Origin of the sequence: Chryseobacterium sp. YR221, from assembly GCF_900176315.1 — a bacterium.
Taxonomy (GTDB): Bacteria; Bacteroidota; Bacteroidia; order Flavobacteriales; family Weeksellaceae; genus Chryseobacterium; species Chryseobacterium rhizosphaerae.
In genome coordinates this window covers 264,142-278,202 of sequence record NZ_FWXM01000005.1, presented here as the reverse complement: position 1 = coordinate 278,202, position 14,061 = coordinate 264,142, and the positions used below count along the sequence as shown (strand labels likewise).

The following is a 14,061-nucleotide window of genomic DNA, read 5'->3' as shown; positions in this document are numbered from 1 at the left end:
TCGAGAGCAGAAGATCTTTACGCCAAACACGAAAATTATAGACAAGCTTTTTCCTTCTCCCACAAACTGATTGCCATTGATAAAAAAAGAAGAGTTTGTCGAGCGTAGAAGTTCTTATATCAAATAAAAAATAATGACAGGCTCTTGTTTTTAAATATCTAAACGAGATGATAGTGGTAAAAATCAATCCATTACCATTCATCATTTATCATCTGATGGTTCGCCGAAGTGGAAGAGTCGGGGCGGTCTGCAAAACCGTTGCATATGCTGAGTGGGTTTGAATCCCATAGCCATCTCAAATAACTAAAATGAGATTAGTTCAGGAGAAAATATAAAAGTTTGTCGAGCGTAGAAGTTCTTATATCAAACAAAAAAATGAAGACAAACTTTATTTCCTCCCTTGGAAAACGGGACTCATTGCTAGTTATTCATGAAAATGGAAGTACGCCGAAGTTGGAGAGTCGGGGCAGACTGTAAATCTGTTGCTTCATTGCTGAGTAGGTTCGAATCCTACTACTTCCACAACCGCTGATAATGTAATGGCAGCATGCAGGAAATATACTCTTGTTGTTTAGGTTCGATTCCTGATCAGTTGGTTTTATTGCTCTATTCGTCTAATGGTGAGGACGCCTGCCTTTCGAGCAGAAAATAAGGGTTCGATCCCCTTATAGAGTACAGAATGTACATGAACTGGTCAATATTGAATGACAATGATACCATGAAAATTCAAGTTTGAAAATACATTTGGCCAGTTATCATGCACATGGAAATTAGGAAAAGAGAAAGGTTTGTCAAGCGCAGTTGATCTTTACAAATACTAACAGGCATAGTTTTTAAATAGACAGAGCTTTCTCAAACCTAAATAAGTAATGAATAATCATTGAAAAACAAATCATTACTAATAAAAAACTGCGGGAATGGTGGAATGGCAGACACACCTGATTTAGGATCAGGGTTTTAAGGGTTCGAGTCCCTTTTTCCGTACCAAAACATAAATGATAAGCAATGAGCAATGAGAAAATTAATAATTATTGATGACTCATTACCTATAAAAAGCCGGAAGAGTGGTGTACAAGGTGTGCACGTTAGTCTGAAAAACTAAAGGTACAGGTTCAATTCCTGTCTGTTCCACAAAACATGAATGATAAGTAAATCATTACTACATGATTAGTTCTGGCATCGCTTATTACTCATAGCCTGATTCATAGTGTAATGGTTGAGCACACAAGATTTTGATTCTTGTAGTTTAGGTTCGAATCCTAATGAATTAACATCATCCACTCCGATATTGTAATGGTAGCATTTCAGTCTCCAAAACTGACAGTATTGGTTCGAGTCCAGTTCGGAGTGCAAAAAAATGAATAGTCAATCTGCATTGCGGTCAGTTTTAAAATCCGCTATTGGCCATTCATCAATCAGTAATCATTTATTAATTATCAATAAACGTATGTAGAAAAAATGGAAACGCAACAACAAACATGGCAGAATATGAACGGAAAGATTTTCCAACACTCTATCACACAGCTGGTAGAAGAAGCCATCATTCGCGAATTGGCAAACGGACACCGTCTGAAAGTATGTGTGGGATCAGATTCTCATGTATATGGGGAAGCCATCAATTATGCTACGGCAGTAGTATTTATTCGTGAAGGAAAAGGAGCGTTTACCTTTATTAGAAAAGAAAGAGAAATACAGAGTATCAGTATCAAAGAGAGAATGCTGAATGAAGTCAACAAATCTGTGGAAATTGCCTACACAATTTGTTCTGTATTGGATACCTATGGAGTAGAAATGGAGGTACACGCGGATATTAATACCGATCCTGATTTTAAATCCAATGTAGCATTAAAAGATGCGATGGGATATATTCTGGGAATGGGATATGTGTTCAAAGCAAAGCCTTTTGCTTTCGCAAGTTCCAACTGTGCTGATATGATGGTATAAGGAGATATTGTGATCATTGATTCATATGGTAAAAAGTAAATAAAAGAATCTTTAAAAATGTAATGGATATTTTTAGATTAATTCAAGAGATAACAACACATCTGAAACTCAGTTTTGGGGAAGTTGACAAATGGTTCGACAAAGGTGAAAATATGTTGAACTACCAGCCTTCAAATGGAGGTTGGACTGTTCAACAAATTTTAGAGCACATTTACCTTACAAATTTCTTCTTGTTGATTCTCATTGAAAAAGGCTCAAAAAAATCAATGCGAAATAATTTGAATCTGGATTTAAATTCTGAAATTAAAAAATATAGCTTTAATAAAGAAAATTTTGTAAGGGTAGGTGAATATGGAGCGTTTGAATGGATCAGACCTGAACATATGGAACCAAAAGGAGAACTGAGTTTACCTGAAATAAGAAGCTTAATTTCTCAGCAATATCATCAGTGTTTAAGCTATCTAGACATAATGAAAAATGGAGAAGGGCTTCTCTGTAAAACTACAATGACAGTGAATGGGTTGGGGAAAATTAATGTGTATGAATACATTTATTTTCTCTCACTTCACGTCCAAAGACATCTTACCCAGATGGCGAATAATGAATCAGAAACTATTAAAAACTAAAAAAAATGATTTTCAAAACATATAACTCTATAGAAAATGCTTACCAGGCCCGCGTGATCGAACAGATCAGGATGCAGGGTTTTGGAGATGAGGTTTTCATCGTACAGGAAAAAGTTCACGGTGCCAATTTCTCATTCTTTACCGACGGAAAGGAAATTAAGATCGCGAAGAGAACTGCTTTTATTGAAAAAGATGAAAAATTTTTCAATGCCCATCAGATTTTGGAACGTTACAGAAAAAATGTAATTAAAGTGTTTCAGAAAGTGAAAACTATTGATCCGAATGTTGAAACTATAGTGATCTATGGCGAATTGTTCGGTGGTGGCTACGAACATAAAGATGTAGAACCGGTAAAAGGTGCTGTAAAAGTGCAAAAAGGTATTGAGTATGCCCCTTACAACGAATTTTATGCTTTCGATATCAAGCTAAACGGAGTCACTTATCTGGATACAGAAATGATCAATTCAATTTTTGAGGAAACGGGATTTTTCTATGCTAAGACCTTGTTTCAGGGTAGCCTGGAAGAAGCTTTGAGGTTCCCTAATGTTTTCAATTCTAAAATTCCAACCTGGTTAGGGTTACCGGAAATGAACAATATGTGTGAAGGAACTATTGTAAAGACTTTGAAAACGAAATATTTTGGAAACGGTGCAAGAGTCATTCTAAAAAATAAGAATGAAAAATGGATTGAAAAATCTAAAATGGTGAAAAAACAGGCTAAAACCGTTCAGAAACAAATCCATTTTAGTGAAACAGCTCAGAATATTTGGGAAGAAATACAAAGGTATGCAACAGTTAACAGGCTGAATAATGTAGTGAGCAAGATTGGTGAATTTGAACCTAAAATCATAGGGAAAGTTATCGGTCTTTTTGCTCAGGATATTTTGGAAGATTTTGAAAAAGACTTTCCGGCAGTTTTCACAACCATTGAAAAAGAAGAGCAGAAAAGAATCAACAAAAAGTTGAATGCATTAGTCATTGATTTTATCAAAGAAGAATTGATGACCGTTAAAGTTTAGTTTCGGTATTTTTTACCGGAACTTTTTTATGTATAAAACCTAAACCACAAAAGAAGGTAAGCATTTAGTTATTTTTTAGTCACGATGAATCGTTTGAGAAGAACACCTATGTTGGTCATTCCGTAGGAATCTCAACAGCAAATAAAGAAGATCAGATGACTGTTTATTGTGAAGTCCTTTGGTGGTTAAACAACAATTTAAAAAAATGAAACCTAATATATTTTTTACCGCAGACCATCATTTTGGTCACGAAAATATTATAAAATTTTCCGAAAGACCTTTTGAGTCTTTGGAACATATGAATGAAGAACTGATTAAAAGATGGAATGAGAAAATCGGACCCGGGGATACCGTGTACCATTTGGGAGATATCAGTTTAGGAAAACCTGATTTTACTAAAGAAATTTTAGACAGGCTGAATGGTAATATCCATTTAATAAAAGGAAATCATGAAGGGGCAGCATTGACTTACCCCAAACGGTTTGCTTCGATAAGGGATTACCATGAGCTTAAGGTTGATGAACCCGAGAACGGTAATGGAAAACAGAAAATTATTCTCTTTCATTACGCCATGCGCACCTGGAACGGATCTCATCGTGGAATCTGGCAATTATACGGGCACTCACACGGAACATTACCGGATGATGAAATGGCGTTGAGCTTTGATGTAGGGGTAGACTGTCATGATTTCTATCCGGTTTCCTATGAGGAAGTTAAAGAAATAATGAAAAAGAAAAAATGGACACCTCCATTTGGACCGAGAGAATAATGAGTGAGTTATAGAGCAGGAGAATTTTTGCCCCAAAAGCTAAACGTAAGGTTAGGTATTTAAATTTCCCGACCTCTTGAATCTTAGCTCTTAACCCTTTAATTAAAACATTTTAAAAAATTTAAACAAGTGAAAACAACAGAAAATATATTAATTGTAGACCTGGAAGCAACGTGCTGGGACAACCGCCCGCCCAGAGGTCAGGAAAGTGAGATCATCGAAATCGGGGTTTGTATTATGAATGCAAAGACTGGAAAGATCTCCAAAAATGAAGGTATTTTGGTGAAGCCGCAATACTCGAAAGTAAGCCCTTTTTGTACGGAACTTACAACCCTTACCCAGAACATGCTGGATAACGAAGGAATCATGCTGGAAGATGCATTTGACATCCTGAGAGCAGAGTACGATTCTGAAGAATTGACATGGGCCAGCTATGGAAACTACGACCTGAATATGCTTAAAGATCAGGCACAGAGATTTTATCTGGATTATCCCATGGGAGATGACCATATGAATGTGAAAACCTTATTCGGAGAGATTCATCCTACCATAAGAAAAAGTGTAGGGATGAACAGGGCTCTAGGTGAGTTGGGACTTACATTGGAAGGAACCCATCACCGGGGAGTTGATGATGCCAGGAATATTGCAAAGATTCTGCACTGGTGCCTGAAAAACTATTAAAATACAGTCGTCAGCTAAACGATATGATCCTATGGACTCCCTTGAAAAAGGGAGTTTTTTTATGGCTACTATTGCGAATCGCTTTTTATGATTTAACTTTGATTAAAACTTTTTATTCATTGGAGGCACTCGTCGAATTACTCGAACATACAAACAGAAGCGTATTTTTGACAGGCAAAGCAGGAACAGGGAAGACGACCTTCCTCAACGATTTTGTGAAAAAAACGCGTAAAAAGCATATCATTGTGGCACCAACGGGTATTGCTGCAATAAATGCCGGTGGCGTAACAATTCATTCGCTGTTTGCTATTCCGTCACGAACGTTTGTGCCCACCACAGAACACATTGATCCTAACCTGGCAATGAATATCAATGAGCTCTTTCCTCATTTCAAATACAGAAAAGACAAACTGGATCTTTTCCGCGAGATCGAACTGATTGTTATTGATGAAGTATCCATGTTAAGAGCAGATCTTCTGGATATGATGGATCATTCTCTGAGACGGGTCAGAAGAAATCAGTTACCATTTGGAGAACGCAGCTTCTGTTAATAGGGGATTTATACCAGCTGCCTCCGGTAGTAAGAGATGATGCGGCCCAAATTTTATCCAAATTCTATGAAACACCGTTTTTCTTTTCTGCCAAAGCATTACAGAAAATATCTTTGGTGACCGTAGAGCTCATGAAAGTTTACCGTCAGCAGGACGAAGAATTTCTCGATATTCTTAACGCAGTCCGGCATGCAGATATTAGCAGTCAAAAGCTTGATCAGTTGAATAGGCGGTACAAACCGGAATTTGAACCTGACAATGAATCCTATATCCACCTGTGTTCACACAATCGTATTGCAGATCATATTAACCAGAAAAAACTGGCTGAGCTCGCTGAGAATTCCCACTTGTATAAGGCTACGGTGATTGGTGATTTTAAAGAATCCCAATATCCGAATGAGGAAACTCTGGAGTTAAAAGAAGGAGCCCAGATTATGTTTATAAGGAATGATTCATCACCAGCTAAAAAATTCTATAACGGTAAACTTGCAGAAATCTCTTATTTGGATGATGAGACTGTAAAAGCCATATTACATGAAACCAAAGAAGAAATAACGCTGACGCAGGAGGTCTGGGAACATAAAAAATACAGCCTTGATGCTGACAAGAATATCAAAACAGAAGTTCTGGGTAGTTTTGAACAGTATCCTATTCGTCTGGCATGGGCTGTTACCATTCATAAAAGTCAGGGACTGACATTTGATCGTGTGATTATTGATGCCGGAAAATCTTTTGCCAGTGGTCAGGTATATGTAGCATTAAGCCGTTGTCGTACACTGGATGGAATTGTTCTGAAATCTGAAATTCCGCAGAAAGCAATCTGTAAAGATCTCAGGATTGAAGATTTTCAGACTGCTACCGACGCTACTGATATTCTGGAGGAGCTCCTTGAACAGGAAAAATATGATCATACGCTGCATAAAGTTCAGATGACCATAGATGCAGGATGGTTAAAAGATGCAGTAATGGTCTGGACAAATACTGCATTATCAGCAGACATTCCGGATCAGAAAAGATGGGAAGTGTTGTCAAAGAATTGTAAAGCAGAAAGTGAAAAACTTTTTAAAATATCTGAAAGATTTAAAAGGGTCATTCAGCAAATGGCCAAAAGCTTTACAGCAGGAAATAGTCAATGGTCCGAAATTGAAGATAAATGTAAAGGCGCGGTAACCTTTTTTTATAAAAGTGTGGCTGAAGATTTTTTGCTGCCTTTAAAAGATTTTTACTCAGAAACGATAGGTACTAAAGGTTTAAAAGCTTATAATGAAGAAACTAAGATATTCCTTGCTGACCTTGCAGACTATATCGACAGGCTGAAAGCATGTTATTTGCTGGATGTTGCTTTATTTGATGAAGTCAATGAAATGGATACTTCTATACTTGTTGTAAAAAAGCCCACGCATCTTATTACATTCCAATTATTTGATGAGGGAATGCCTCCTTTTGAAATTGCCGAAAAAAGAAATCTCAGCCTAGCAACAGTCTACAGGCATCTGGCAAAAATGGGTTTAACAGAAGTGGAAAGAACTTTTAAAATGTAATCCATTTTCTCGAGGTAATCAACGATATCTTTTCCGCAGTGCTGCTGAAAAACAGGATCATCTTTTAACCCATTTTTTAGAATGTAGAATAAGGTTGAAATGAAACAAACAAACCCAAGGTTTAATCTAAGGTGGGAAGTGAATTCCTGAGCCCATTGTAAACATATATCTTAAATAGGGGATTTTAGTTTAATATGTAAAATATGTGGTACAACGGCTTTTATTAACTTAATATTTTGTTAAAAAAATCACTTTTATGGGATAATTTACTGCGTGTCTGGCATTTTTTGTTATTTTAGCCGCCAAGAATGAATTTATGCTTATTGAGGAGGGGTTTAAAGCCATATATTTAAACTATAAAATTAAGGAGATTGTTCCTTTTCTGAAGAAGCTTACACCGAAAGACAAAAAAGAAATTGCCGCTCTTTTAAAGAAATTTATAAATAAAGAATGGGGGCACAATAGTATTTCTGTGTTGGCGGCTTTGGCGTGCTGTAAAACCAAAAATGAATATGAAAAAGTAAGTCCGGGATATTATTCTATGCCGGTAGCACTTATTGATGAGTTATTGGAATCTTATGTTCCCGAATGGCTGGGGGAAAGCTATTCATTTTTACGAGAAGTTGGATATTTAAAAATGCTGGAATGGGAGCAGAAAGGTTATCTTACCGTGAATGATGAAATAGGTGCATCCCTGCTTACATCATCACTTTCAGAAGATGAATTATCTATCTATCCGGTTACCCTGGAGTCACATATCTGGCTTTTATTTGAATATGAAAGCAGTGTTACGGAACGTTATGGTGATAGAAACTGGAAGGATCTGTTAAAAAATCTTGTTGAGCAAAATAAAATTGACAGGAACAGGGTGCTAAAATCAGCTCTGCAGGCTATTCAATTTAATTTTTCCAAAGAATATAACGCCTGGTACCTGGAGCTTTTTGCCTATCTTGAGCCTACAGATAAAGAAATTTTGAGATTACAGGAAGAGCTGTTTCTTGTCTTTCATTCTACACAACAGTCATTGTTCTCCGGAATACTAAAGATTTTAAATCCTGTTATTACCGAAAAAGATTTTAAAACAGAAGCATTTTTAGATGCTGTAGAACCTCTGTTGACACTCTCTACCAAGAATATTTTAAATGGGGTACTGCTGGCATTGGAAAAGATTGCCAAAAGCAATGAAGAATTCAGAGAAAAGATAGGTGTTCTTTTGATGCCTGTATTTTTAAATAAAGATAAAACGATACAGACGAAAGGAGCCAAAATTATTGCTAAATATGGTAACCCGGAATCTTATATTATAAAAGAAGAACTCAAGTATTATAAAGAGAATTTTCTTTCAGATACCCACACATTATTAGGTCAGTTTCTGATTGACGAAGAAAAACCTGAACATCAGGAAGGACAGAACTTTGTAAGTGGTTTGTGGTATGAACCACAACCTATAGCTTCTGTGGAAACGATAGAAGATTTTATATTTTTGGCTTCCCGGGTGTTCAATAACAAAGAAACTTATCATATCGATCAGTTTCTGGCAACGTTGATGAGGCTTAATCACGAACTTGAAGATGATCATTTTAATAAGCTTGAGCCCGCATTTAAAGCAGCCTATAAATTAAAAGGAACATCGGGGCTACGCCATTTATTAGCTACATTTTTTATCAATTATGGCTTGCTGAAGCAAAAGAAAGCTTCTGATATTCTGCTGGAAGCCCGGTTAGAATTTCCCCGATTGGAAAATTGGGGTGAAAAAAGAACCCCTTTAATTTTCAAGGCCTATCAACAGTTTTATTTAGATATTTTCGAATCTTTAAAAGAAGGAAAGAAGTTTCCGCTTCTTTCAGTTCCGGATCATACCCCCTGCTGGATTTCTGCTTTTATACTGATTGACAAAATAAAGATATACCAGGATCAGCATGAGCAGCCTATAGCTTTCGACCTCCAAATGGCTGTCCTTCGGGTGAAAAAAGAAAACCTGAAACAAGCTGAACAATATGCAAAAGAACTGCTAAATGCAGAATATTTTAATTTTCTGAAACCTGTTTTCAACCCGGATTACTTTACAGACAGGTATGAGAATGCCTATCTTGAAGGTAATTTTGATTGGAAACTAAGCAGCAGAAAAGTCTATAAATGGAATAATACGGAGGAAATTCCTCAATTATTGGTAAGTATTGAAAACCGGAAAGAAATTCCGGAAGATTCAACTCTTTTAGATTATTTATTCAATTCTTATCATGGCGTTTATCATGATGACCTGACTTGTATTCTATATACAGCTCCTTATTTTTCAGGCTCTGTTTTCGCAAAAAAATATAATGAGACTTTATCCAATGCTGTTTATCAGTATGATATTAAAGGAAATATAAAATTCCTTGATGCATGGATGAAGCTGAATTTACCTTTTCAGCCTATACATTATGTATTTCTATCTGCCGGCTTGCTGAATAAAGATAGAACATTCTCTGGTATGGCTTTTGAAGTACTGATAAATAGGGCGTTTTCAAAGGATTTTGATGCCCGGGAACTAGGAATGTTAATCGGTGAAAATATCAATTTTGAATTGGCTCCGGTTAAAAGACTGACAGACGGACTGGCTGGATGTATCAATTTGAGTTCCAGACATAATCAGCTTTTTGAGAAACTGCTGACCTCCACCCTTACAGCCATTGAAAAACCTGTTTTTAATCTGAAAAAAATCCTTGAGCTTTATTATGAACTACTAAACCTGAACCAATCCGAAGCAGACGAAGCTATTGCTGATAAGCTCCAGGATTGGGAAAGAGAAAATAACCTGAAAAAAATTATTCATCAAATTAAAACACATGAAAGAAAGACTTTATGAGATCCTTAATGAGGGAAAAATACATGAGATCGTACCTTTTTTGAAACAACTTTCTGTTGACGAAAGAAAAGCACTCGTACCGACGATAAAAAAAATGGACAGGGAGATCAATAAGATCGTCATGACTAAAAACTCCTACCATACTGCCGGTTCTGTAGATCAGCATTCTATTGTAGATATTGCATCACTTGCCTGTATGGATCAGAAAAATTTTGGAAAAAACTACTGGAGTCTTTTCCGGAATATAGAGCAGACTGAGAAAATACTGGAGTGGGGATGCCCGGACTGGTTTTCAGACTTTATCAATGAATCTGTAGAGGCAGAATCTACAACATTTAATTATCAGAACGTTTTGGAATGGGCTGAGAAAGGATATATACACCCTAAACCTGAGCTGTTGGGGTATCATCTGTGCAATTATCCGAAGAACCTGGATAAACACCCTGACACATTGAAAACCCATTTCTGGTATTTGTGTGAATATCCTTCTAAATCATTACCATTCCATAAAGAATGGTTTCCTATCATTCAAAAGCTGGTTGCAGAAAAGAAAATTGACAGAAAAAGATTTTTGAGAGAATGCCTGCTGGCTTCCAATAGAAACTTTAATAAAAATGTTACCGGTTGGTTTATGGATGTATTTACTGCATTAAAACCAACAGATGAGGAGCTTGTGGAGCTTCAGAATGAATTATTGGCAGGACTAACGTCTGCCCAATCCAAAGCAATCAATACCATATTGATACATTTGAAAAAAATAATTCAGAATCCTGAATTTAAAATAGATGAATTTTCCCATTATCTGCCTAATTTATTAAGTTCTGAAGTCAAAACCGTAGTGGCCTCCAGCCTTATCCTTACGGAAAAAATTTTTCAGAGAAGAAGAGTTAACCCAGAAATGTTGGGAATAGCTTTAAGCACAGCATTTGTAAGTAAGGATGACGGAATACAGTCCAAAGCATCAAAGATTATTATAAAATATATTCCTGTTTCTGAAAATATAAAAGAAGCCCTTTCTCATTATTCAGATAATATACTGACTAATATACGTCCTGTTTTGGCAAAGTATATTGAAGATACACAGCAACAAGAGCTGGAGGATATTACGACTGAGAAATTAGCATTAATTACCAAAGAAAACAGGGTTGAAGAACCTAAAAGCTTTGAAGATTTAATGTTCCTTCTTCCGTTGGCAATAGAAAATCCGGAAAGCTATTATTATGATATTGCATTGGCCGGGCTCATCCGTTTTGGTGATGAAGTGAATACAGAATCTGTAATATTAATAGAACCTGTATTTCTGAAAGCCTGTAAAACAATTGCGAAATGGGAGGTTCCCTATTTTAATGTGATCCTCTGCAACCTGGTTATTAATTATGGATTAAGCTTATTGAAGAAATTCCCATTAGAATTGAAAAACCTGGAGAAAATATATGCTAAGACGCGTGAAAATGAGGCGTCAAGAGAATCCTATTCAAGTTATTATAAAAAAATAGGCCCAATAGAAGGGGTTGGTGTAGGAGGTCTTGCTATGAACGTATTCAAGGAAATTGCCATGGATGCTTATCATAAAATCCAATCAGGTGATAAGACCCCATTGCTGTCTACCATAACCCATGCTCCTTGCTGGATTTCTCCGGTGAAGCTGGTAGAAAGATTTGAAACCTACCAAAATAAAAATATTGAGCCCAATCCGCTGGATGTGCAGCTAGCTTTACAACGATGTGCATTAGACCATGTTTCTGAAGCAGTGTCACTGGCTGAGAAAAATCTGAAAGGAGAATATAAAGATCTCCTGTTGTTCCTGTTTGGAAAACATAAAAGCCCTAAAGGAAAATTTGAACATCCTGCCTGGTGGGTGACCGCTGGAATCACACGATCTCAGAACGTTGCTTTTGATGAGTTTAAAGATTTTGGCTATGAAAATATCCCTCAGGAGTTTTTTTCCGGAATTTATGAATGGAAGACAATAGACAGTAATAAGAATTCATATTACCCTGTTGAGCTGAACATAAGCATTCCAAAATACCGTTTTGAAAAGAGAAAGGATCAGCTGCTTATGGAGTATTTTATTGCGGAGCAAAAGGATTTTTCTGAAATTCCTGCTTTTATGTGGAGTTTCCCCAATGCCCAGGCCAATATTCTTGCCAGAGTGATTAAAATATGTCTGTTCTATTCGGGATTGGCAGAAGTATATGAAAGAAATCTGGTTCTGAATACTGCCAAGGCCCTTTATCAGATTAAAAAGCCTTTGGATGAAATGGGATATCTCTTTTTGGGAACTATTTTCCTGGATGGCGATAAAACAATCAGGGGGATTGCTGCCGAAATATGGTTGGAACATGTTTCCCATCAAATGATCAACAATGCACGGTTAGGAAAAGTGATCGGCTTGCATGAAAAACTGGAATGGGCGCCTGTTAAAAGGCTAACTGATCTTATGCAGCATCATATGCTTAATGTCAGTAAAAATCATAATCATGCACTGGAAGAATTAATATCAAATATATTACTTCAAATGGAAGAACCTGTCACTAATTTGAAAAAATTACTGGAGGTTTATCACGAAGTCTTAGCTTTAAACCAGTCGGAAGCTAATGGAGATGTACAACAAAAATTAAACGACTGGAAAGAAAACTCAAGCCTGAAAAAAATCTGCAATCTTCTTCTTAAAAAATAAATTTATGGAAGATACGCTTATTTACAACTATTCCAGATCATCATCTTTGGTAAAAAAGGGAGCGCTGGAAGAACTGTTTCTTGCAAAATATAGCGAGATTCAGAAGAATACTGATGTCCCCTGTTTTTTCTGGGGCAATGTGAGACAGCCATTTATCCTGGCCCGATGCCTGATTAGTCTTTCAAATATTGTAAAGTCCAGCTTTAATCTTTCTCCATTTCAAATGGCCTTGCTTAAAGATCCTATTGTGACTGCAGGGAATGAAAGATTACGTTTTGAAGGATTTTCGCACTGTGCAGGAGTGTATGCACGTATAGATGTTCTGCCTGATGGATTGGATGGAGAATTTCTGGAAAGTGGTACTACAAATGTAGATTTTAATCAACCTATGATTAATGCTTTAGGAAGCATTCGTCCCAACGAGAGTATTGTACTTTCGGTAGGCGAAAAAGAAGTGGGCCTGTATAAAGAAGAAACAAAAGTAGTGGAGAGGAAAGTTCCTCTGCCTTTAAAATGGATCAATGGATTGGGAACGGTTCAGGTTTATTTATCCCAATCAGAAAGGCTGCATACATTCAATAAAATTCAGACACAACAGCTGTTCAGAGGAATGCCGAAAGGAGTAGTGAAATCAGACTATTACCTTATTGTAAGAGGAAATAAACCCATGTTTTCTCCTGTGAAATCTATGGATGCAGTTTGTGTGGGAGGTATTCACAGGCTTCGTCTGCTGGAACCTCTTCTTCCTTATATAGATCATATGAAGGTCTTTGCCCATCCCAATATGCAGTCTACTACATGGCAGCTTTATATGGGGAATATAAAATTCAGTTTTTCTTTATCAAGAGAAAGCTGGCGTGGATTTTCCGGAGAAGGTGCTGTATTAGACAATTTAATTAATGATGTTGCTGATGAGTGGATAGATGCATTGGATAAATATGCTTATGCCAATCAATCTTTTAACACAACAGTTCTGGCATTGGAAGAAAATGTCAGCCTGAAAAAGGTTGCTGATCTTACAGGTAGGCTGGCAGCAATGGGAATGCTGGGCTATGATTTGGATGATAATGGATTTTTCTACCGGAAACTGCCTTTTAAACTGAGTCGTATTGTAGGGTTAAATCCCCGTCTGAAAAATGCTGAAAAATTAATTGAAGACGGAAAGGTTGAAATCTTACATCATACTCAAGAAAGAACTGAGGCCAGAGTAGAAGGAACAGGTGTTCATCATACGGTAATTATTGAAGATAAAAAAGAACGCTGTACCTGCGAATGGTTCAGTAAATACCAGGGGGAGAGAGGTCCCTGTAAACATGTTCTGGCAGTGAAAAAGATTGTGAATAAGGCCGATTAAGGTTTAATATATAGTTCCGGCAAGCCCAAAGGGCTTGCCGGAGTCCGT

At 36.8% G+C, this 14,061-nt stretch carries 10 protein-coding genes and 7 tRNA genes; all 17 read left to right on the top strand.

Going from position 1 to position 14,061, the window contains the following annotated elements; genetic code table 11:
- Positions 1 to 214: 214 nt before the first annotated feature.
- The 17 genes from B8967_RS22540 (at position 215) to B8967_RS16255 (ending at position 14,013) form a co-directional block, all read left to right on the top strand.
- Positions 215 to 296 (top strand) — tRNA-Cys (locus tag B8967_RS22540).
- Between the two features lie 142 nt (positions 297 to 438).
- Positions 439 to 522, top strand: a tRNA-Tyr gene (locus B8967_RS22535).
- Positions 523 to 603: 81 nt separating this feature from the next.
- Positions 604 to 675, top strand: a tRNA-Glu gene (locus B8967_RS16320).
- 236 nt (positions 676 to 911) lie between these two features.
- Positions 912 to 987, top strand: a tRNA-Leu gene (locus B8967_RS16315).
- A 71-nt stretch (positions 988 to 1,058) separates the two neighbouring features.
- A tRNA-Phe gene (locus B8967_RS16310) sits at positions 1,059 to 1,131 on the top strand.
- Between the two features lie 67 nt (positions 1,132 to 1,198).
- Positions 1,199 to 1,271, top strand: a tRNA-Gln gene (locus B8967_RS16305).
- Between the two features lie 8 nt (positions 1,272 to 1,279).
- Positions 1,280 to 1,350, top strand: a tRNA-Trp gene (locus tag B8967_RS16300).
- A gap of 108 nt (positions 1,351 to 1,458) precedes the next feature.
- Entirely contained in the window at positions 1,459 to 1,944 is a 486-nt protein-coding gene (locus B8967_RS16295; RefSeq protein ID WP_047489429.1) for a ribonuclease H-like YkuK family protein, read from the top strand.
- 62 nt (positions 1,945 to 2,006) lie between these two features.
- Positions 2,007 to 2,570: a DinB family protein gene (locus B8967_RS16290; protein WP_084086767.1), complete on the top strand. Its 564-nt coding sequence runs from the start codon at positions 2,007 to 2,009 to the stop codon at positions 2,568 to 2,570.
- 5 nt (positions 2,571 to 2,575) lie between these two features.
- Positions 2,576 to 3,589 (top strand): RNA ligase, Rnl2 family, encoded by a 1,014-nt coding sequence (locus tag B8967_RS16285; RefSeq protein ID WP_052188620.1) that lies wholly within the window; start codon positions 2,576 to 2,578, stop codon positions 3,587 to 3,589.
- A 205-nt stretch (positions 3,590 to 3,794) separates the two neighbouring features.
- Complete coding sequence (locus tag B8967_RS16280) at positions 3,795 to 4,358, top strand: metallophosphoesterase family protein (protein WP_084086766.1); 564 nt, start codon at positions 3,795 to 3,797, stop codon at positions 4,356 to 4,358.
- Between the two features lie 129 nt (positions 4,359 to 4,487).
- Positions 4,488 to 5,039, top strand: a complete 552-nt coding sequence (locus tag B8967_RS16275; RefSeq protein ID WP_047489426.1) for a 3'-5' exonuclease — start codon at positions 4,488 to 4,490, stop codon at positions 5,037 to 5,039.
- A gap of 119 nt (positions 5,040 to 5,158) precedes the next feature.
- On the top strand, positions 5,159 to 5,590 hold the full coding sequence (locus B8967_RS22680) for an AAA family ATPase (protein WP_228406227.1): 432 nt from the start codon (positions 5,159 to 5,161) through the stop codon (positions 5,588 to 5,590).
- A 116-nt stretch (positions 5,591 to 5,706) separates the two neighbouring features.
- The gene (locus tag B8967_RS16270; RefSeq protein ID WP_228406225.1) at positions 5,707 to 7,131 is read left to right on the top strand and encodes a helix-turn-helix domain-containing protein; all 1,425 of its coding nucleotides are present in this window, start codon (positions 5,707 to 5,709) and stop codon (positions 7,129 to 7,131) included.
- Positions 7,132 to 7,447: 316 nt separating this feature from the next.
- Positions 7,448 to 9,979 carry a DUF6493 family protein gene (locus tag B8967_RS16265; protein ID WP_084086765.1) on the top strand — a complete coding sequence of 844 codons (2,532 nt, stop codon included), beginning with the start codon at positions 7,448 to 7,450 and terminating at the stop codon, positions 9,977 to 9,979.
- Positions 9,960 to 12,659: a DUF6493 family protein gene (locus tag B8967_RS16260; RefSeq protein ID WP_084086764.1), complete on the top strand. Its 2,700-nt coding sequence runs from the start codon at positions 9,960 to 9,962 to the stop codon at positions 12,657 to 12,659. Before B8967_RS16265 ends, B8967_RS16260 begins: the two co-directional genes overlap by 20 nt.
- A gap of 4 nt (positions 12,660 to 12,663) precedes the next feature.
- A complete protein-coding gene (locus B8967_RS16255) occupies positions 12,664 to 14,013 on the top strand; it encodes an SWIM zinc finger family protein (protein ID WP_084086763.1) in 1,350 nt (449 codons plus the stop codon).
- Positions 14,014 to 14,061 lie beyond the last annotated feature (48 nt).